Source organism: Halobacillus amylolyticus (genome assembly GCF_022921115.1).
GTDB classification, from domain to species: domain Bacteria; phylum Bacillota; class Bacilli; order Bacillales; family Halobacillaceae; genus Halobacillus_A; species Halobacillus_A amylolyticus.
In genome coordinates, this window is record NZ_CP095075.1 from 3,690,488 (window position 1) to 3,712,211 (window position 21,724).

At 41.4% G+C, this 21,724-nt stretch carries 17 protein-coding genes and 1 pseudogene; 13 read left to right on the forward strand and 5 right to left on the reverse strand.

Features of this window, described 5'->3' with window-relative positions; translation table 11 throughout:
- Positions 1–28: 28 nt before the first annotated feature.
- The 4 genes from MUO15_RS18600 to MUO15_RS18615 all read right to left on the reverse strand — a co-directional run bounded on the left by MUO15_RS18600 (position 29) and on the right by MUO15_RS18615 (position 4,331).
- Positions 29–1,351, reverse strand: coding sequence for a short-chain fatty acid transporter (locus tag MUO15_RS18600; RefSeq protein WP_396266362.1), 1,323 nt, complete (start codon positions 1,349–1,351; stop codon positions 29–31).
- 433 nt (positions 1,352–1,784) lie between these two features.
- Positions 1,785–2,696 carry an IS3 family transposase gene (locus MUO15_RS18605; RefSeq protein WP_245030908.1) on the reverse strand — a complete coding sequence of 304 codons (912 nt, stop codon included), beginning with the start codon at positions 2,694–2,696 and terminating at the stop codon, positions 1,785–1,787.
- Positions 2,696–3,001, reverse strand: a complete 306-nt coding sequence (locus MUO15_RS18610) for a transposase (protein WP_245029473.1) — start codon at positions 2,999–3,001, stop codon at positions 2,696–2,698. Before MUO15_RS18610 ends, MUO15_RS18605 begins: the two co-directional genes overlap by 1 nt.
- 190 nt (positions 3,002–3,191) lie before the next feature.
- Complete coding sequence (locus MUO15_RS18615) at positions 3,192–4,331, reverse strand: IscS subfamily cysteine desulfurase (protein ID WP_245031681.1); 1,140 nt, start codon at positions 4,329–4,331, stop codon at positions 3,192–3,194.
- A gap of 99 nt (positions 4,332–4,430) precedes the next feature.
- Between MUO15_RS18615 and nadB the strand changes: the two genes are divergently transcribed.
- Genes nadB through nadA form a run of 3 tightly spaced genes read left to right on the forward strand, consistent with a single transcriptional unit; the run spans position 4,431 to position 7,927 of the window.
- Positions 4,431–5,990 carry an L-aspartate oxidase gene (gene nadB, locus MUO15_RS18620; RefSeq protein ID WP_245031683.1) on the forward strand — a complete coding sequence of 520 codons (1,560 nt, stop codon included), beginning with the start codon at positions 4,431–4,433 and terminating at the stop codon, positions 5,988–5,990.
- The gene (nadC, locus tag MUO15_RS18625; RefSeq protein ID WP_245031685.1) at positions 5,971–6,819 is read left to right on the forward strand and encodes a carboxylating nicotinate-nucleotide diphosphorylase; all 849 of its coding nucleotides are present in this window, start codon (positions 5,971–5,973) and stop codon (positions 6,817–6,819) included. Before nadB ends, nadC begins: the two co-directional genes overlap by 20 nt.
- Position 6,820: 1 nt before the next feature.
- The gene (nadA, locus tag MUO15_RS18630; RefSeq protein ID WP_245031687.1) at positions 6,821–7,927 is read left to right on the forward strand and encodes a quinolinate synthase NadA; all 1,107 of its coding nucleotides are present in this window, start codon (positions 6,821–6,823) and stop codon (positions 7,925–7,927) included.
- Between the two features lie 186 nt (positions 7,928–8,113).
- Here the strand turns inward: nadA and MUO15_RS18635 are convergent, their stop codons facing one another.
- Positions 8,114–9,208: a PRK06851 family protein gene (locus tag MUO15_RS18635; protein WP_245031689.1), complete on the reverse strand. Its 1,095-nt coding sequence runs from the start codon at positions 9,206–9,208 to the stop codon at positions 8,114–8,116.
- Positions 9,209–9,425: 217 nt separating this feature from the next.
- On the opposite strand from MUO15_RS18635, the gene MUO15_RS18640 reads away from it, so the two are divergent.
- From MUO15_RS18640 to MUO15_RS18685, 10 genes and pseudogenes are all read left to right on the forward strand, one after another.
- The gene (locus MUO15_RS18640) at positions 9,426–9,707 is read left to right on the forward strand and encodes a YhdT family protein (RefSeq protein ID WP_245031691.1); all 282 of its coding nucleotides are present in this window, start codon (positions 9,426–9,428) and stop codon (positions 9,705–9,707) included.
- Positions 9,708–9,862: 155 nt separating this feature from the next.
- Positions 9,863–11,183, forward strand: a pseudogene (panF, locus tag MUO15_RS18645) (sodium/pantothenate symporter).
- A gap of 222 nt (positions 11,184–11,405) precedes the next feature.
- A complete protein-coding gene (gene hutP / locus MUO15_RS18650; protein ID WP_245031693.1) occupies positions 11,406–11,846 on the forward strand; it encodes a histidine utilization transcription antiterminator HutP in 441 nt (146 codons plus the stop codon).
- A gap of 93 nt (positions 11,847–11,939) precedes the next feature.
- Positions 11,940–13,457 (forward strand): histidine ammonia-lyase, encoded by a 1,518-nt coding sequence (gene hutH, locus MUO15_RS18655; RefSeq protein WP_245031695.1) that lies wholly within the window; start codon positions 11,940–11,942, stop codon positions 13,455–13,457.
- 25 nt (positions 13,458–13,482) lie between these two features.
- Positions 13,483–14,814 carry a Na+/H+ antiporter family protein gene (locus MUO15_RS18660; RefSeq protein ID WP_245031697.1) on the forward strand — a complete coding sequence of 444 codons (1,332 nt, stop codon included), beginning with the start codon at positions 13,483–13,485 and terminating at the stop codon, positions 14,812–14,814.
- A 240-nt stretch (positions 14,815–15,054) separates the two neighbouring features.
- Positions 15,055–15,924 (forward strand): YitT family protein, encoded by an 870-nt coding sequence (locus tag MUO15_RS18665; protein WP_245031699.1) that lies wholly within the window; start codon positions 15,055–15,057, stop codon positions 15,922–15,924.
- A 151-nt stretch (positions 15,925–16,075) separates the two neighbouring features.
- Positions 16,076–17,116, forward strand: coding sequence for an acyltransferase (locus MUO15_RS18670; RefSeq protein ID WP_245031701.1), 1,041 nt, complete (start codon positions 16,076–16,078; stop codon positions 17,114–17,116).
- Between the two features lie 231 nt (positions 17,117–17,347).
- Positions 17,348–18,754 carry a TcaA NTF2-like domain-containing protein gene (locus MUO15_RS18675; protein WP_245031703.1) on the forward strand — a complete coding sequence of 469 codons (1,407 nt, stop codon included), beginning with the start codon at positions 17,348–17,350 and terminating at the stop codon, positions 18,752–18,754.
- The gene (locus tag MUO15_RS18680; RefSeq protein WP_245031705.1) at positions 18,729–19,610 is read left to right on the forward strand and encodes a zinc ribbon domain-containing protein; all 882 of its coding nucleotides are present in this window, start codon (positions 18,729–18,731) and stop codon (positions 19,608–19,610) included. Before MUO15_RS18675 ends, MUO15_RS18680 begins: the two co-directional genes overlap by 26 nt.
- Before the next feature lie 661 nt (positions 19,611–20,271).
- Positions 20,272–21,573, forward strand: coding sequence for an ABC transporter substrate-binding protein (locus tag MUO15_RS18685; protein ID WP_245031706.1), 1,302 nt, complete (start codon positions 20,272–20,274; stop codon positions 21,571–21,573).
- Positions 21,574–21,724: the final 151 nt, after the last annotated feature.

The window sequence follows — 21,724 nt, forward strand, 5'->3', positions numbered from 1 at the left end:
TTCAATTTTTGCGGGAGCTTTGTTTATTTTAAAAGAACAATAGACCGATAGAAATAGGGATAAAACTCCATAGCAAGACGATCACGCAAAAACCCATAATATCTTTTACCTTTAGCCCTGCTATGGCAAGAAGCGGGAGCGCCCAAAACGGCTGAATCATGTTCGTCCACGCGTCCCCCCAAGCTACGGCCATCGCCGTTTTCGCTGTATCCACTCCAAGATCAAGGGCTGCGGGGATCATAATCGGTGCTTGTACCGCCCACTGTCCACCGCCTGAAGGAACAAAGAAATTAACGATGCCGGCACTGATAAACGTAAATAACGGGAAAGTGAAGTCGCTTGAGATACTGACAAACCATAAGGACATCTGTTCAGATAATCCCGAAGCAACCATCATGCCCATAATCCCAGCGTAGAATGGGAACTGTATGATGATTCCTCCTGCATTTTTTACGGCATCCGAAACACTATCAAGGAACTGTCTTGGAGTTTGATGAAAAATAATGCCGAGAAATAGGAAGATGAAGTTGACGATATTAATATTTAAGTCGAGACCATTTTTAGCGAAATGGTAGATAACGAAAGCTAAGCCCAACAATCCAATAACTAGGGAAAGGAGTTTACTATTTTCTAGTCGTTCAGCAGGTGTCATATTTTCTTGTACGGGTGTAGTTTCCGGTTCCTGTGTGTAAGTCTCACTCTTCAATAAATCGGGGTTATTTTTGGCTAAGTCATCGGTAGAATTCATCAATAAGCGGTTTAACAGGGGAAGACTCACTAGCAAAATCCCTACAATGAACAGGTTCATCCCACTGAAGATCGTTTCTGTAATGGGGATGATCCCTATTGAATCCGCCATAAAATGGCCCTCAGTCGCAATAGTTAAAGGAATGGAACCAGATAATCCCCCATGCCAAAGCAGGAAACCGCTATAGGCACTAGCCATTAAGAGCCGGTAATCGACGGAAGGAACTCGCTTGGCTACATGAATGGCGAGTAGTGCTCCGACAACTAAACCGAAACCGTAATTGATTAAACAAGCGACGGCTGCTGTAAACGTGACCAACACGATGGCTTGACCTGGGGTAGTGGCTAACTTGCTGAGCCTCGTTAATAATGATTTTATGATCGGACTGTTTGCCAAAATATACCCTGTAACCACAATCAAGGACATCTGCATGGCGAAAGCGAGGAGATCCCAGAATCCATCTCCCCAATACTGGACCATTTTAGCCGGTGAACTGCCTGTAAAGCCTATACCTAGACCAAAAACGATTAAAGTTAAAATAATAGCGAATAAGAAGGCATCAGGTAAATAACGCTGAACTAAACGATTAAAGAACAAAGTCATCGATCGCAACACGGTAATTTATTCCCCCTTAACTGTTTTGCTAACACCTACAAAAGGGGAGTTGTCCCCCTATGATATATATTATATAGTAAAGTGTTTTATACTCAGGAAAATCCTCAATATTATTAATTTGATAGAAAATTCATGAAGGTATGAAAGGTCAAGAAGAAACTGCCCGATTCTAACAGGAAGAATAGGCAGTTTATGAGTTAGGGAACAATCTGTTATAGATAAGGAACAATCCTTGTGACTTAGGGAACAATCAGATCAGTTAAGGAACAATCTTATATCAGTAGGGAACATTTGGAGATCTGTCAATATAGTGGACATTCATAGACCGGTATTTGAACCATTCTTTTTCTTCCGCGCGTCCTCTTTCGAGACGCTTGGATGCCTCCGCCTAAAGGAAAGAATCAAAAACCAATTCATTCCTTTAGGCAGAGGACATTTGGTTCTTTTTGAGCTTTTTATCATGGTTCATTTTATAGCTCTTTTCTTTTTCTAACGGAGTTAAATAGTCCAATGTAGAATGGATTCGTTTTTGGTTATAAAAATTGATGTAAAACTGAATGGCTAGTTTGGCTTCTGCTTTTGTCTCATAAACATGTTTGTACAGGTATTCTTTTTTCAGAGAGGCAAAGAAACTCTCTGCACATGCATTGTCGTAGGGGTTTCCCTTCCGACTCATACTTATGGTCGCTCCTGCCTCCTTAAGTGTATCTAAATAAGCCTTAGAACAGTACTGAGAGCCACGATCTGAATGGTGAATCCAACCCGACTTAGGGTTACGAATGGCCAAAGCCTTTTCTAAAGCTTTTAAGCACAGGGTGTGATCCATATGATCGTCTAACTGATAACTTATGATCCGTCGGGAAGCAAGATCAATAACAGGATTCAGATATAAAAAGCCTTCTCCTGTGTGAATATAAGTAATATCAGTAGCCCAAACCTGGTCTGGGGCCTCTGGAAGAAAGTCACGGTTTAAATGGTTTGAGTGAATGGTTTCATCGTGATCAGAGTCTGTCGTATTGATGAACTTTTTAGGTGGTGTGGCATAAAGGTCCAGTTCTCTCATTCGATTCGTCACTTTCTTTTGAGAAACCTCCACCTGATCCACTTCTCGAAGCATAAAGTGGATGCGAGGGCTGCCGTAACACCCATAATTATCATGATAATGGAAGAGGATCCGTTCATCGATATAACGGTTCCAAGCCTCTCTTTCCGTTTCTTCTCTGTCCAGACGATTCAAATAATCATAATAACCAGATTTAGACACACCAAGAACTTGGCACATCCTCGAAATGGTGTGTTCGTGTCGGTGTTCATGAATGAACTTGAACTTCACTACTTTTCCTGATTGAAGATGTGCATGGCCTTTTTTAAAATGTCGACTTCCTCCTGGAGCTCTACGTTACTTTTTTTCTCTTTTTCATACATTTCCTTGTACTCAGAGGCGGTCAACAGTTGATTCTGTGCTTCTTTTTCTTCCTTCTTTTTTTGGTCACGATACTCCGTCTTCCATCTTTTAAGGTTACCGTAGGGAATATCGAGTTTCTGACTAAGGTCCGTCATTTTGTGTCCGTCCAATTCCATTAACTTCACAACATAAAGCTTAAACTCAGGGTCATAATTTCTGTACTTTTGGGTCAATGTGAACACGTCCTTTAATGCTTTGTGATGATTAAAACATGGTTCAATACTAGTGTCCACTTTTTATACTAACTCTACATTCACCTTGAGAACGGGAACAATCCAAGACTTTTAATGCTATTTTAGTGTGACCCAAATGTGGCTGTTAGAGAGGTGTGTCCTCGTGTTAGCTAGGTTGCCGTCACCTCTATTAAACAGTTCTCTTCCGCTCCCGAATTACTTCTTTAATACAATCCGCCAATCCCCGAACATCTTCCAAAGTTCGATCAAAGCCAAACGAAATCCGGATGAATGTTTTTGCCTCCGCTTCTGAAATCCCCATCGCTAGCAAGGTTTTTGGAGGCCCCCCGCTTCTGACTTGACACGCACTTCCGGTTGAAAAAAAGTAGCCTCTACGGTTTCCTTCAAGCATCATGTGCTGGCCGTCAGTTTCGTGAATGCAGAGCCCGAGTACAGGAATGCAAGAGTCGGAGCCTGAGCCTGCCACTTTAATGAAGTCGTCCATATCTTCTAAGGCATTCAAAAATTCTCCTTTTAACGATTTGATGTACTGTTGATGTGGAGCAAGCTTCGTCAAACTTGTTTCCGCAGCTGTGGTAAAGGCAGCAATTCCTGGTGTGTTCAAGGTACCTTGACGGATACCGCTTTCGTGGGAACCGTTAGGAAAAAAGGGGGAGAAGGAAAGCGATGGACGAATATACAACGCACCGACCCCTTTTGGTCCGTAAATTTTGTGGCTTGAAATTGAGAAACTGTCAACCAAGGAAGCGATTCGACTAAGATCAATTTTTCCAAAAGATTGAACGCAATCACTATGGAGCAAAATCCCACCCGCTCTGCATAGCTCATAAATTTTTTCAATCGGTTGAATGGTTCCGATATCGGAATTGACATGCTGGATCGAAACGAGTACGGTATCTTCGCGCATCAGAACCTCTAACTCTTCTAAGTCAACTATTCCTTCTTCAGTCAACGACACTTCACTTACTTTAAATCCCTTTTCTTCAACAAGCTTCGTCGTTATATTATGTATCGATGAATGTTCACCTGCGGAAATAACAATATGCTTGCCTGGAGCCGCCGCATTAGTTAGTGCGTATAAAGCTAGCATATTGCTTTCGGTACCTCCACTCGTAAAGGTGATTCCTGCAGCATCCACTTGGAAATGATTTGCCAATCTATCTCTGCAATGCTCTGCTAGTGAATCAGCTTTTGTGCCAATATCATGAACGCTGCGAGTATTACCAAAGTACTCCTTAGATGCCTGTATGTAAGTTTGTAAAGCCTTCTCACTAATCGGACAAGTTGCTGCATAATCAAAGTATTTCATAGGTGATCCTCCCATTTTTTATAAAAAGACCTTGTATTCAATTAAAATATATGTAAATATAGTTGTCAATACACATGTAAATATAAGGTGGGGTTCATTTTGAATAGAGCGGACGTAATTATTGTGGGAAGCGGGATCGCTGCATTACAGCTTGCCGTTCATCTTCCCAGAAATTTTCATGTGATTGTTCTCACAAAGTCACAGATGAAAAAGAGCAATTCATCATTGGCTCAAGGGGGAATTGCTGCTGCGATTGGGGCTGAGGATGATCCTACTTTTCACTATAAAGATACGATGGAAGCGGGCAGGAATGTGAATAATCAACTGGCTGTTCATCGGTTAACGGACAAGGCGCCGGAGACTATTCAAGAGCTTGTCAATGATCAATGTCCATTTGATCGTGACCAAAACGGCAGCCTTCAGCTTGGAAGGGAAGGAGCACATAGCCACTCAAGAATCGTGCATAGCGGAGGAGATCAGACTGGCCGCATGATGATTGATTGTTTAGTAGAAAAGTTGGGTTCAAACGTACATATTTATGAGAATCAATGTGTGTATGATCTACACATGGAGAAAGAGGGCCGTTGTTATGGGGTCAAAAGTAAAACAGGAGATGAATTGTCCCATAGCATCTTTGCTCCTCACGTTGTTTTGGCCACAGGCGGCTGCGGACAGCTTTATTCGTTTACCTCAAATGCAAAGGAAGTAACCGGGGACGGGATCGCGCTAGCTTACTGGGCTGGAGCGAGAGTGAAAAATATGGAGTTTGTACAATTTCATCCGACGTTACTTTTTTGCAATGGAAAAACGGAAGGACTTGTATCAGAAGCCATTCGTGGGGAAGGGGCACAGCTCGTGGATGACAAAGGGAAGCAGATAATGGCTGGCGTTCACCCAATGCGCGATTTAGCACCAAGACATGTTGTCGCTCAAACGATTTTTAACTCGATACAAAAGGGCCGACCTGTGTATTTAGATATCTCATCGATCCCCGAATTTAAAAAAAGATTTCCAACAGCCGCCCAGCTATGTCAACGAAATCAAGTGAGTGGGAGCATTCCTGTTGCCCCAGGTTGTCATTTTCTTATGGGAGGAATTGAAGTCGATGATGTGGGGAGGACGAATGTTCCTGGTCTTTACGCGGTTGGGGAGGCCGCTTGTACAGATGTTCACGGAGCAAATCGACTCGCCAGCAACTCTTTACTTGAAGGATTAGTCTACGGTAAAAAACTTGCTAAGCATATTGCAGAACAGGCTTTAACGCCCTTTTTCCAAGAGCCGCCAAGTTGTAATCATCATGAGAATGTATCTGGCCTAACGCTGCCGACAGTAGAAGAAATTCAATGCCATATGATGGATCGGGCAGGGATTGTTCGAGAGGAAAAATCACTGCTTACCCAACTCAAATGGATTGAATCGTTTAAGCTTGAAAAATGGGTGAGAACAGACTTTAGCCAGCTTACAATAAAGCAATGGTCCATTTTGTCAATGCTACAAACATCCTGGCTGATCACAAACGCAGCTTTGAAACGAACAGAAAGCCGCGGAGGTCATTTCCGAAGCGATTTTCCATATGAAAGAGATGAATGGCAAGGGAAGCATACAACAGAAATTAGATGTTCAGAAAAGAGGAGATCACTTGAATCAGTTAAAGCTTAAACAGGCTCTGGAGCATTTTTTCATTGAAGACATTGGTGATATCGATGTAACTAGTGATTATTTATTTGCAGGAGTTCATGGAGGGGAAGTTGTTTTTGAGGCGAAGCAATCGGGAGTTTTAAGTGGAACAGCCGTGATCGTAATCGGTTTTCAAATGCTTGATCCATCGATTAGCGTTCAATTACTGAAAAAGGATGGTGATGTGATTTCTCAAGGGGAGACAATTGCTATCGCTAATGGGGAATGGGCGAGTTTGTTAAAAGGAGAGCGTGTGATCTTAAATCTCGTTCAGCGAATGAGTGGAATTGCGACAATGACAAATAAGGCTGTTACAAGTTTAAATAGTGCACACACAAGGATATGCGATACTAGAAAGACGATCCCGGGACTTCGGATGTTTGAAAAGTATGCTGTCAGGACAGGCGGCGGCTTTAATCATCGGAATGGGTTGTATGATGCTGTCATGATTAAAGATAACCACATTACTTTTGCCGGATCTATTAAGGAAGCAGTTAGGCAAGTGCGGAAGCGAGTCGGTCATATGGTGAAGGTTGAAGTCGAAACAGAAACTGAAGAACAGGTGCTTGAGACAGTCGAAGCGGGGGCGGATTGTATTATGTTCGATAATCGCAGTGTTGAGGAAATTCAGAGATTCGTAAAGCTTGTCCCACCACATATTATGACCGAAGCATCTGGAGGGATTACATTAAAGGACCTTTCAAAATACAGCGATTGCGGTGTTGATTACATTTCCTTAGGATGTTTGACCCACTCTACGCCCTCGCTTGACATCAGTGCCAACGTACATATGAATGAGAGGAGGGATTAAGATGAACATCTTAGAAACAATGAAAAGTTCTTCACCAACGATTCCGGAAAAATATATGCAAATGGAAAGCAGCGAGCTTACTAAGCGTGTCCGGAAGGTAAAGGATCAAATGGGAACTAGACTTTTTTTACCCGGCCATCACTATCAAAAAGATGAAGTCATTGAATTTGCGGATGCACGCGGGGATTCGTTGAAGCTTGCCCAAATTTCAGCGTCGCAGCATGAAGCAGAAGCGATTGTCTTTTGCGGTGTCCATTTTATGGCCGAAACAGCGGATATCCTGACAAGAGATGATCAAAAAGTTTACCTCCCGGATATGCGAGCAGGCTGTACGATGGCCGATATGGCCAACTTCACCCAAACAGAAAAAGCATGGGAACAGTTGATGTCTGATTTCGGGGACACCATTTTACCATTGACTTATGTCAACTCAACAGCTGCCATTAAAGCATTTGTCGGAAAACATGGAGGGGCAACGGTCACCTCATCGAACGCTGCGGAAATGATCCAGTGGGCTCTTACTCAAAAAGAGCGGATTCTATTTTTGCCTGATCAACATCTTGGTCGTAATACCGCTTACGACCTTGGTATCTCTCTGGATGACATGGCTGTCTGGGATCCTATTAAAGAAGAGCTTATGTATGTGGGGGATGTTGAGGATGTAAAAGTAATCTTATGGAAAGGGCATTGTTCAGTGCATGAAAATTTCACCGTATCAAACGTCCTTCAAATACGGGAAAAACATCCATATATGAAAATCATTGTCCACCCTGAATGCCGAAGAGAAGTGGTCGCCTTGTCTGATGAAGCAGGATCCACAAACCATATTATAAAAACGATCGAGCAGGCTCCACCTGGCAGCTCATGGGCGATCGGTACAGAAATGAATCTTGTCAATCGAATCATACAGGATCATCCGGATAAGCAGATCGTTTCCCTGAATCCAAATATGTGCCCATGTTTGACAATGAACCGAATCGACCTGCCTCATCTTGCATGGTCACTTGAATCGCTCGCACAGGGAAAAACTGTCAATCTGATAGAGGTAAATAAAGAGATTGCGATCGATGCGAAGCAGGCTCTCGACCGCATGCTTGCAAGAGCGTAAATGTTTGAGATGAATTTAGGCCGAGTGTCCCCCACTCGGCCGTCTTATTTTATAAAAGAAGGTAGCTTGTAATTATGCTCTATTAACAAAGTGCACTTAAAAGAAATAGGTGATTCGATTCCTCTCAAGGAGGGTAGAGGTCGCTTAACGTTTGGCGTCATTCCTGCCAACTAATTCCCGGAAAAATTACTCCAGGCTACTCGCTTTCTTTCCTACCTCCAGATGAAGCTTTTCAAAAATTTTATCAGTTACTGAGTTATCTACAGCATCCTTATAGATTGATTGGAGCTCATCATCATGTTGTTTTGCTTCTTTTAAATAAGCGACGCCTTCTTTCATGTAAGATTTATAACCACGGGTGAGATTATCAATTTCATCTGCATACTTTTCGTCTGTACCAGGAGTGACGGCTTCGGCATAGACATCAACGATTTCATCGCCTTCTCGATCCGGGAAATACTCATGCGGGTCTGTGCTGTCAAAAACGCAAAATCCTAATTCGCGGACGATTACCATATCTAGACTCAAGGGATCAAACCCACAATGGTAAATCTCTACATCAAAGCCAAGACTTTCACCAGCTGCAGCTATTTGCTTGAGGATAGTAGACTTCCCTGTTCCTGCGCGCCCTTTTATGAAATAGCGTTTATCTAAGTCTTCTGTTAAATTCGGAATATAATCAACCACTCCCTGTGGTGTAGAAGCACCGAAGAAGCGACGTTTGACTACAGCATCATTACTTGCAGCTTTTCGATTGTTAAATAACTGATGTATCAATTGAGTGGTTAACTGATTTGCTTTGGTAAAATTCATCTGATTAATGTAAATATCCTCAAGGTCATCATGGATCTCAAGACCAGCTTTAAATGAGTTCTGTGCTTCCTGGTATGCATTTTTTATTTTCTCTTTCAGTTGAATAATGGTATCTTTTTTACCGTTTAAACTGTCAAAATTTACGGTAGTATCCATATTGATGTATTCCAAGTTTTCATCATTAAAAACATATAACGGGGTGTCCCCGCCATAAATACCAAGCTTCAACTGCTGGATAATTACTCCGTCTATTGCTTGATTATCTGAAGAGGAATGAATCACTTCTATATCGAAACCCTCACCTTTCCATTCATCTGCCAGCTTCTCCATAAGACTTGATTTACCTGTATAAGGTAAACCTTGCAGTATAAATACACGCTCAAGTCCCTGATAATTGAAAGCATACAAAGGATAAAAGCCTTTTGCTGTATGATCTCCCGCAAAAAAATGATGTACTTTCCCCGCCATTTTATCACTCTCCCTAAAACAATTGTCAATCCTGTTACTTAAGGTATGCAAAAATCATGTGTGGGTGATTGACTAGGTTCTTTTTAGAAAAATATAGATCGTCAAAAAATGATAAAAAGTAGTTCTTTACATGGTAGCTCTATTCTTAAATTTGGTACACTAAGGAAAACATCAGGTGTGATGCTTAAGTTCTTACAATAATGGGGGGATGAAAAAAATGGCTGCAAAGGAACAAGACCATCGCTTTACCATAGCAAACCGTGAAGCCTTAATTGGCGTTACTTTGGCCGTGGTCAATTTTGTTTGGTGGTTCGCCTTTGCATATGGATTAGGGAGTAAACCACCAGAAGAATATAGTTATGTCTTTGGGCTGCCAGCGTGGTTTTTTTATAGTTGTGTAGTTGGATTTATTCTAATGGCAGCGCTAGTCTTTTTTGTTGTGAGGTTTTTATTTGTGGAGGTATCGTTTGAGGAGGAACGGAGCGGTAATCAATCATGAATTTGGCTGTCATTGTACCATTGTTGATTTTTCTAGTTGTTATTTTCATTGTAGGGTTTGTAGCAAGTGGCTCATTAAAAAAGGCCAATCATGATTTCCTAGAGGAATATTTCCTTGGCGGGCGTCAGCTAGGTGGATTTATTTTAGCTATGACGATGATCGCTACTTACGGAAGTGCTAGCAGTTTTGTAGGCGGCCCCGGGGTTGCTTATACAGAGGGATTAGGCTGGGTTTTACTATCCATGTCTCAAGTGGTTACCGGTTATTTTGTTCTCATGATTTTAGGTAAAAAGTTTGCCATTATGTCAAGAAGATATAATGCTGTTACGTTAACCGACTTTTTAAGAGGTCGTTACCAAAGTAAATGGGTTGTCTTGATGGCAGCTTTTAGTATCATTATCTTTCTATTTTCAGCGATGGCAGCCCAGTGGGTTGGAGGGGCTAGATTAATAGAGTCATTAACTGGATTACCTTATCATACAGCTTTATTTATTTTTGCAATCTCAGTACTTATCTATGTAATTATTGGGGGTTTAAGGCAGTCGCGTTAACGGATGCTGTCCAGGGTGTAGTTATGTTTGGTGGGACACTCATCCTTCTCATAGCAACAATTATTGCGGGCGGGGCATTTCTAACATTATGGATGGATTGGCAGCAGAGAATCCCAATTTAATAACCCCGTTTGGTGCAGATGGCAGCCTGACCCCTGCCTATGTTTCCTCCTTTTGGATCCTCGTTGGTGTAGCTGTTGTCGGGCTTCCCCAAATAACAGTGCGGGCGATGTCTTATAAAAGTTCGAAGGCGATGCACCGGGCTTTGATTATTGGAACAGTTGTTGTTGGATTCATCATGTTAAATATGCATTTGATAGGAGTGTTTGCCCGACCGATCTTACCCGGGATTGAAGTAGGGGATAAGGTGATGCCGCTAATAGCCTTAGAAGTGTTGCCTGCATGGCTCGCTGGTGTCGTGTTAGCTGCTCCCATGGCCGCGATCATGTCAACAGTAGACTCATTATTGCTTTTAGTCAGCTCTTCTGTTGTGAAAGATGTTTACGTCAACTATGTTAAACCAGACGCTTCGTACCAAAGGATAAAAACGTTAAGCTTTGGAGTGACAGCTGTCCTTGGGATACTAGTATTTTTAATGGCCATCAATCCACCAGATCTACTAATCTGGCTTAATTTATTTGCATTTGGCGGCTTGGAAGCAACGTTTATTTGGCCTGTTGTGATGGGGCTTTACTGGAAAAGGGGAAACAAATATGGCGCACTATCCTCGATGGTTGTTGGTGTCGGGTCCTACATTATTATAGAGCAATTCTTCACGACACCTTTTGGTATGCATAGTGTCGTCTTACCGATTATCCTCTCGTTTATTGCCTATGTTGCTGTTAGTTTAGCTACAAAACAATTGGGTGATTATATTGCCCAACAGCAAATCGAAGAAGATATATTCAAAGCAGGACAAGAATGAAAAAAAGGTCGTCTCTCGTACTTGTGAGAGACGACCTTTTTTAGACCATATATTACCACCTCAGGTCATCCAAAAATTGGATTTGAATTTAGTGTATTACTTAATTAGTGTAATAAAAGACTAAAATTTTCCATATAACCATTGACAGACAATTAAGAAAACGTTTACAATTTATTTAGTTAGTAGTGAATAGTTGATTATAAGCTGAATTAGGTGAAGTAAATGACGCAGAAGATTCCAATTGGGAAGTTAGCTATGCTAGTGGCCTCATTAACACCGGTAGAGTTGGAACCATTTTCTGCACAGTTAAAAGATGTGGAGTATTGTCAGGGTAAAGCAGGTTCCATGAATATGCAGAAAGTGATTTCAGCGGTAGAAACTGCCGGGAAGAGAAACCATATTATTTCTGAAGTGTTGTATCGTGAAACACACGCTTTGTATCATGCCATTCTAGAAGCGTTAGAAGGCGTGATGCGCGGTCAAATTGGTGCGGGAGACATGATGCGGACGGTAGGATTGCGTTTTGCTATTGTTCGAGGATCTCCATATGAGCAGTTTGATGAAGGTGAGTGGCTGGCAGTCGCTTTTTATGGAACGATTGGCGCGCCAGTGAAAGGGCTTGAACATGAAACGTTCGGGCTTGGAATTAATCATATAGGGTAACAGCTGCCTATAGTCAAAAGTTTTGAGGAGGCGGCAATGGTATTTCGTATGCCATTGTCGTCTCTTTTTTTATTATGGAGAGGAGAAATTTTTATGATTCAATTAAATGGTTCGGACTTAACATTAAAGCAAATGAAAAGCATTATTTATGGTAAAGAAATCATCGCCATTAACCCAGAGAGTATGAAAAAGGTGCGGAAAAGCAGGGCTGCCGTAGAGAGGATTGTTTCAAATGGGGAAACGGTTTATGGCATTAACACGGGGTTCGGAAAATTTAGTGATGTTCGTATTAAAGATGAAGATGTCGATAACTTACAGCTTCATTTGATTCGCTCTCATGCTTGTGGTGTGGGGGAGAATTTCCCTGCAGTTGTCAGCAAAGCAATGGTGGTACTAAGGCTCAATGCGTTACTCAAAGGATTCTCAGGCGTACGTCCATGTGTGGTGGAACGTTTGCGTGACATGGTTAATGAGAATATTTTTCCAGTCATTCCTAGTCAAGGCTCACTTGGCGCTTCAGGTGATCTTGCACCGCTTTCACACCTTGCTTTAGTACTAGTGGGGGAAGGAGAAGTCCATTATCGTGGCAAAATCAGGCCAACACAGGAAGCTTATCAAAAGCTTGGCTATGAATCTCTTACACTGAAAGCCAAAGAAGGCCTTGCTCTTATTAATGGGACACAGGCGATGACAGCTATGGGGGTGATCAATTATATTGAAGCAGAACGTCTAGTCGACCAAAGTGACTGGGTTTCATCCATGACGTTAGAATCACTTGAAGGAATTATTGATGCCTTCCATCCAGCTATTCATGAAGCACGAGGCTATCCTGAACAAATGGAAGTGGCAGAAAGAGTTCGTACGATTACGAGTGACAGTAAACTGATCACACACCAAGGGGAAAAAAGGGTGCAAGACGCCTATTCCCTCCGATGTATCCCGCAGGTCCACGGTGCTTCAAGGCAGAGCCTTGCTTATGTCAAAGAAAAGCTTGAGATTGAAATGAATGCGGCAACAGATAACCCACTTATTTTTGACGATGGGGAGACTGTGGTATCAGGCGGGAACTTCCACGGACAGCCGATTGCCCTTGCCATGGACTTCTTGAAAATCGCAGTAGCGGAAATAGCTAATATCTCAGAACGTCGGGTGGAGCGGCTCGTTAACCCGCAGTTAAATGACCTGCCAGGCTTCTTAAGTCCGGATCCTGGTCTACAATCTGGGGCGATGATCATGCAATATGTTGCTGCCTCCCTCGTTTCGGAAAATAAAACGTTGGCCCATCCAGCCAGTGTGGACTCGATCCCATCCTCTGCAAACCAGGAGGACCATGTCAGTATGGGAACCATCGGGGCTCGCCATGCGTATCAAATCATTGTGAATGCGCAAAAAGTAGTTTCCATTGAAATGATTTGTGCTATGCAGGCTCTTGAATATCGCGGTATCTCGTTAGCGTCATCTTCCATTCAAAGACTTTTTGCAAAAGGGAGAGAAGTGGTGCCATCGATAACGGAGGATCGTATTTTTTCAAAAGATATCGAAACCCTTTCGAAATGGTTGAGCTGTGATCAATTTGATTGGACAATACAACGGAAGACCATATCTAGTTAAGAAAAGAAAAAGAGGGGGGAATTAGATGTTCACAAATGCTGTGATCATAAGTGTGTTAGTCATGGTCATATTGAGCCTGGTTCGCGTCAATGTCATTTTTGCCATATTGATCGCGGCCATTACAGCAGGGGTAGTTTCAGGAATGAATGTTTCGGAATCCGTGTCAGTCATCGTTTCGGGGATGGGCGGTCAATCGAATACGGCGCTTAGTTATATACTACTCGGAATATTTGCAGTCATGATTGGCTTATCAGGGATAACGAGCATCTTGGTGAATAAAATGCTCAAGGTGATAGGTGATCGGAAACTTGTCCTCGTTTTTACCATTGCGGGACTAGCTTGTCTTTCACAAAACGTCATTCCTGTCCATATCGCTTTTATTCCGATCTTAATCCCGCCATTGCTCTCATTATTTGACCGAATTAAATTGGACAGAAGAGCCGTAGCGTCTGCCCTGACGTTCGGATTGAAAGCACCTTATATTATGATACCTGCAGGGTTTGGGCTGATATTTCAGGGGATTATTCGTGATGAGATGAAGGCAAATGGAATGGAAATTGCTTTAAATAAGGTGACGCTTGCGATGCTGTTTCCTGGTGCAGGAATGATTGTTGGATTATTTATTGCCCTGCTCATTTCTTATCGAAAAGATCGGGTTAGTCAAAATGGAAAGCCTGATCCCAAAATATCTGATGATGAGAATGTTCCTGAAGATGTTTTCCATCGAAAAGACATTAAGTGGGGAATGGAGCACTGGATGACGATCCTGGCCATTGTGGTGGCTCTTGCTCTGCAGCTTTATACGGACTCCCTCGTGATCGGTGCCTTGGCCGGTATCATCGTTATGTTTCTAACTAGAGTTGTTAAATTCTATCAAGGTGAGCAAGTTGTTCAGGAGGGGATCGGGATGATGGGTATGATCGCCTTTGTCATGCTGATTGCTTCTGGTTACGCTACGATTTTAAAAGAAACGGGATCCGTTCAAGCACTTGTTGATCAAACTGAAGGGCTTTTAGGTGGATCTCACTTACTGATCGCGATTGTTATGCTCCTAGTCGGTTTGCTGATCACCATGGGGATTGGCTCTTCATTTGGTACGATACCAGTGATTGCGGCACTTTATGTTCCTATTTGTCTAACAGCCGGATTTTCACCGATGGCTACTGCTGCCTTAATTGGAACAGCTGGTGCGCTCGGGGACGCAGGTTCTCCCGCTTCAGACAGTACACTTGGACCAACATCGGGATTAAATGCAGACGGTAAACACCATCATATTTGGGAAACATGTGTGCCAACATTCTTGCATTATAATATCCCACTGTTCATATTCGGGGTTATTGCAGCGGTCATCCTTTAATGTAGTAAAATTGAAGCTATCCTGTTTGGGTGGCTTCTTTATTTTACAAAAAACATTTTCCGGTTAAGTCGCTATTTCTCGGAGCTAGGACGCTATTCCCATGAGCTAGGTCGTTATCTACTAGAGATCCGTCCTTATCACCGTGAGTTAAGTCGAAATTCGCTGAGGTTAAGGAAATAAGAGTTTTGTCGAGATATATGTTAGAATAATGGAGTTCGTGTGAGAAAGGATGGGATGAACATGACCCAGCGATCACCTCAAATCAAACTAATTATTGAATACTGTTATATTATGATCGGTTCGGCTTTTGTTGGTTTATCATTTAACATGTTTTTACTGCCAGCTAAATTAGCTTCAGGCGGTGTTTCTGGGATAAGTACCATTTTATATGAGTTGTACAAGTTTAATCCGGCTTTTGTCCAGTGGGCGATTAATATTCCACTGTTTATTTTGGGAATTCTTCTTCTTGGGAAAGACTTTAGCTTAAAAACGTTAGTGGGAACATTATTTGTACCATTTGTCATCTGGCTTACGGCTGATCTCCCCTTTAAAGTGGACAATCCTTTGCTGGCTGCGATTTATGGTGGAATTCTGTTAGGGGTTGGTCTCGGAACAGTTTATCGAGGAAAAGGATCAACCGGAGGCACAGCGATGATTGCTCAGGCATTGAAAAAGTATACAGGTTTTTCGAGTGGTTTTTCCCAATTAATCGTAGATGGATTTGTCGTGATTACTTCTGCGATCGTGTTTAACCTGGAGCTTGCTTTATTTGCGATGATGTCCATTTATGTGACAAGTAAAGTGATCGACTTTGTTCAACTACAAACATCGCCATCGAAACTTGTCCTGATTATTTCTGAAAAGGAAGAACTAATTCAGTCGATCATTAAAGATGAAATTGATCGAGGTCTGACGAAAATCCGTACAGTCGGAGGTCATTCAAATACCGAAAAGACAATGATTCTTTGTGTTGTTGAGCAGGAGGAAGCGATTTATTTAAAAAAAGCACTACAGGAAAAAGAACCGACTTCTTTCATTGTCTTCCTTAACGCTTCTGAAATTCTTGGACGAGGTTTTTCTTTATCAAAATTTTATGAAACAGGAAAGTAGCAGGAACCCCTCACGCCAGGCCAGGTCGCCCATTGATCTAACGTAAGGGGTTTTTGTATGTCAATTCTATTTCAATTGCTTTACTCCCCCCGGTTGATAAAGATTTAGAGCGAATAGATATCTCATGAAAACGCTAGTGAGTGAGGTATGAATGATGAAACGAATCTCTTCCATCGATTTTGTGAAATTTATAGCCATGTTTTTTATTGTATATATTCATTCGCATTCATTTAAAGAGGTCGACCTCTTCGGTATTGAGGGCGGTAGGATAGATTTCCTAATCGATACCTTTGCCCGGTTTGGAGTCCCTTTTTTCTTTATGGTCTCTGGTTACCTTGTTGTCAAACAGGTGGAACGTAAAGGCGGGGGCTATTTCCCAAAGTATGTGGGAACGTTGATTAACTTGTATGTAGCCTGGTTCTTATTTTTCTTCCTTTATGATTTAGTGATGGTCATTCTCGATAAAGGGTTTAAAAGTGAACCCATCATTGAGTATATCAGTACATTTTTGACCTTTGATATCTTCTATTACGGTGCAGGCCATACCCAGTACCATCTTTGGTATTTGCTGGCTGCGACCTGGGCTATGATCTTATTTGCTCTGTTTTATTACTTTGGAAAAATTGAGCTTCTGTTAGTGATCAGTTTTGTTTTATACGTAGTTGGGCTCTTTGATCAATCCTATTCAGGGATTTATGATCTTAGCTTCGAATCCCGTGAGGGGGCATTTTTTGGTATATTTTATATAACGTTAGGCGGGATGTTTGGAAAATATCAATCCCCATTCACTCAAATTTCACGACGATTTAAGCCGTGGGTATGGGTATTGGTGTTTATTGGGTTTTCCTTATTACAAATGATCGAAAGGGAAATCACAGCCCATGCTCTCGGTGGGGATAGCGGAAATTATTTTATTTCAACGATTCTTGTCGCGGCCGCATTATTTATGTTTATATTCAGCATGCCTAACATTGGAGAGGAAACCCTCATTAATAAAATTGGGAAAAACACTGTAGGGATTTATGTCATTCACACGGTTATTTTGGATCTAACCAATCGTTTGGTCAATTTTGCTGGATTAAGTGTTATACGTGAGCATTTATTGTGGGGACTTTTGTTTACACCTTATCTGTTTATTGTATCTTATTTGCTTTATATGAGCCTTCAGCGCCTCAAACCTAAATTCGGATAACTTCATCCAGGGAAAATGACATTCTAAAAAAGAACATAATACTCGTACCTCATACTTAAACTCCAAGTATGGGGTTTTTCATGTTTGATGAAAGTAGGGGATAGGATAAAATCTCAAAAAACACATGCATTACTTTTTTCTTAAAAAAATGCTATAACATTGGATGCCTAAACATATATAAGTACTATGCATCAAACTTTCAAATGGTCAAAAAGATGGGAGATGAATCGTTTGTCCTACTGTCAACAATGTGGAAACTCTTTAGCAGAAGAAGAACAGTATTGTACATCTTGTGGAACAAAGCAGCCGGGCCCAACAAAGGAAGCTGAGACGAACAGCCATAAGGTCACCACTCGAGAGAAGCCTGTTTCAAGAAAGACAATGTCGAAAAGGTCAAAGGTTTTGATCGGCAGCTTTGTTGGATTAGCCTTATTAATATTTGGAGCGCATGTTGCCCTTTCATCTTTCTTAGATCCCGTTAAACAAATTCAAGCGATGGATCGTGCGGTATCTGAGCAAAATAGCGAGGCTTTCTTACAGCATGTCAATATTGATGAAGAGGCACTTATGAACCCTGACGAATATGTGAGTTCCCTTGCGAATGCCGGCTGGGAGTCGATGCGGGAACAGTTTACAGTCTATATGGAAGACGAAGCGGGAGATTTTGATCAAACCGTTACGGGCAATGATGGACAGGACCGTTTTATAGTGAAGAAAAACGATATCGCTTTAGGCCTTTATACTACATATGAAATTGAGGCTCTTCCTTTCCGTGTTTCGATTACATCAAATTATGATCAATCTGACTTTGCTATTGAGGATGTCAAGCTTCATGTTGAAAAGGCAAATGAGCCAAGCAAGTCCATTGAAGCCTACCCAGGCACGTACCATGTGACTGGTTTAATGAAAAATGCTTTTGGCGAAGTGACTTTGTCAGAAGACATTACGGTTGACTCTTCAGAAGGAAACTACCAATTGAATTTTGCTGTGGCCAATGCTTGGCCTACGTCTGATGTCGAAGGAGCCATTTTATTTATTAATGGGGAAAGTACAGGGAAAACGGTAGAAGAGTTTGAAACACTTGGACCCTTCCCTGAAGACAAAGAAGTATCCATGCACGCTGAGTGGAAGACACCGGACGGCGAAATGATAAAATCGGACCCCATCACACAAGATGGAGATGATTTTGGAAATTATCATTTCGCATTTGAACTTCCTGTTATGGAAAACAAGGAGGAACCAGTAGAAACAAATAGGGAAGCTCCCTTAGACGACGTAGAAGAATTTGTCTTGGATTTTAGGGATGCCTATGAGGTCGCCTTGAATAACCGTGATTATTCTTATATTGAAGATTACTTATTAGATGGCAGTGACGCAGATGCTGGATTGTCCAAATATGTTGGAGATTTAAAAGATGAAAATTATACTTATGAATTTAACGAAAATCTCATTACAGGAGCGGAGCAAGTGAAGGAGGGCATATTTAAAATTTTTACCAATGAAAAGTTTCTGTTTACAAACCATCTTGGTGATCAAATCGATTACGACCGCGAAAAAATCTACACAGTCGTTACGCACGGAAGTGGCTTACAGATTAGGAAAATTGACATCAATGAAACGAATCGAAATGAACTTTAATGAGGAAAGGAAGTCGTTCTACATGATCTGTCCCAACTGTAATCACGAACAAGAGTCAGGGAGGTTTTGCGGCGTCTGCGGCACAGAGATTTCAACGGAACAGCCGGTACATCAATTAGATAAATCGGCCGACCAACAACAGCAGCAACAACAATTCCAATCTGCAGCAACAGAAGTGCAGCCGCAATCTGATAGTATGGCAAAGGCGAAACAAGCTTCCAGCCAATTTGGCAAAAATGCCCTGCAACTGCTTAAACGGCCGTCCATCGCTTTTACATCGACAGAAAACCATTTCGTTTCAGGGCTTGTTACGATGGCCATCTATATTACAGCCTTTACGTTGAGTCTTTATCTTTTAGCGAATAAATTTTACAAATTGACCATGGGAGGATTCAGTTCCCTAATGGGAGAATCCAGTACGCAGCAATCTCTTCCCTTCTTCAAAGTAGTATCGCCGATTTTTCTCTTTGTCTTACTCTTCCTTGCAGCAGCAACAGTTACCATTTTTGTGGCGATCAAAATGATGAACATAAACTTCTCTTTTCAAAAAGCTGTTGCCCAATATGGAGGATTAATCATCCCCTTTACTACATTAAATATAGCAGCTATCGTCTTTGGGTACAGCGGTTCAATTGGATTCACTCTGGTATCCCTAAACGCATCCCTTGTATTCACCGTCTTTATTTTGCCAGCAATTATGGTCTATCATTACGGAATGAATAGTCCCCATAAATCAAGAAATATCTACTGGGGCGTGGGTACAAGTGCTGTAATTATGTTAATCACCTATTTCATCGTTCGTACATTTGCGCTTGATTTCATCGAACGTATGCAAGAGTTTACTAATATCTTGTAGTTGCGTTATTATCTTCAACTTCAACGGGGAGGGAACGACTGCCCCGTAGCCATTTTCAGTAAGCTGAGTTTGACTAGATATATAGAGTCCATAAACTGGCAATGGACTCTATTTTATTGTGAAAAAACGTTAAAGAACAATCCCGGTGAGATAGGGAACAATGATGCCGAGATAGGGACCAATGACAGCGCGTTAGCGAACAATCCTAGAAGATAGGGACCAATGACAGAACGTTAAGGAACAATCGTTTTGGAAAAACGATCTATAAAGAGAAAATTTGTTTGATGTATAGTTTTACGTCTCGAAATCTATTATCGAGGGATGCGCCTCCTCGTGCTTAATGCTATCAATCAAACTGTATATAAAAATCAACCCTTACGTAAGAGAACATCATTCGGATAAATAAAATTCTGAAAAATTAGGTTGCCATACCATAATCCCCGTGATATGATTTGTTTAATGAATTTTGTGCAAACGTATTCACGAATGCAATTGATATATTATTTATTCTCTAAAAGACGTTCTCATGGTACATAAAGGACGTTGTTTGCATCAAAGTGCAAACGTATGCACCTTAGTACATCAGCAACAGCAAAAATTTTTAGTGAATTATGGAAGCGCATTCATTCATTGATTAAAATCATACTAGGGAGTGGATCAAATGAATAAGAAGAAGTTTTATTCAGGAATTGCTACTGCTTTGTTAGCATCCAGCGTTGCGTTAACAGGGTGTTCGTTTTCTTCTGGTGATGAGGAAGCAAGTGGTTCGTCCGAAGATGCAGTAACGGTAGATGTATTCCAGTTTAAAGTGGAATTTAAAGAGCAGTTTGAGGAATTAGTTGCCATGTATGAGGAAGAAAATCCGGATGTAAATATCAACGTTAAAACAGTTGGCGGGGGAAATGATTACGGTGCTTCCTTGAAAACATCTTTCTCTTCCGGTGAAGAGCCAGACATTTTCAATATCGGTGGTCCGACAGATGTTGATGAGTATGAAAAGTATTTAGCTGATCTTTCAGATACGAAGGCTGCTGATGCTGCACTTGATGGTACGCTTACAAGTGTCAAAAGAGATGGTAAAATCTTAGGGCTTCCGTTTAACCAAGAAGGTTACGGATTGCTTTACAATAAGAAAGTTTTTGAAGAAGCAGGAATCAATCCTGATGAGATTAAAACATTTGAAGAATTGAAAAAGGCCGTTGAAACGCTTGATAGTAAAAAGGACGAGCTTGGCATTAAAGCACCATTCGCTTTTCCGGCTAAAGAAAAGTGGGTAATTGGTAATCATATGGCTAATGCCTACTTGGCTGATGAATTTAATCACGATGTAATGGAAGCTTATAATGCAGACACTGTTGAATTCACAATGGGTGACCAACTGAAGCGTTTCTTAGATCTACAAAATAATTACTCTGTTCAACCGACATTGAGCCTTGACTATTCTCAACAAGTGGAAGAATATTTCTCACTTGGCAAAGTAGCCATGATCCAACAAGGGAACTGGGTATATAACACTATTGCATCAATGGATGAAGAATTCGCTCAAAATAATGTGGGACTTCTTCCAATACCTGTAGAAGGGTATGAGGGAAGTATTCCGGTTGGTGTTCCAAACTATTGGGTCGTTAATAAAGAGTCAGGAGATGAAGTGGTACAAGCTAGTAAAGAGTTCTTAGATTGGATGTACACTTCTGAAACAGGCAAGAAATTTGTAACAGAAAAATTCAAATTCATCCCCGCGTATGAAGGTTACGAGGACCTTGAAATCGCTGACCCTATTTCCAAGGAAATTTATGAATATGTAAAAGAAGGAAATACAATGGGATGGGTATTCTTAGGAGCGCCAATTGCTTGGACTGAAGGCGCATTTGGTGTAGCCGTCCAGGAGTATATTGCTGGTAATATCACTTGGGAAGAAGTAATCCAGCAATCGAAGGAAGCTTGGGAAGAAGCTCGTCAGTAAGAAATGATAACAGCTGACAAGGGTGTTTAAAGACATGCTTGTCAGCTAAAAAAGTATCTCCTCTATTAGATAGGATCGTAGCCTGATAGATGAGATGTTTTATTTTACTAGATGACTGAAATCGATATCATATCCACATGCATAAACTTAG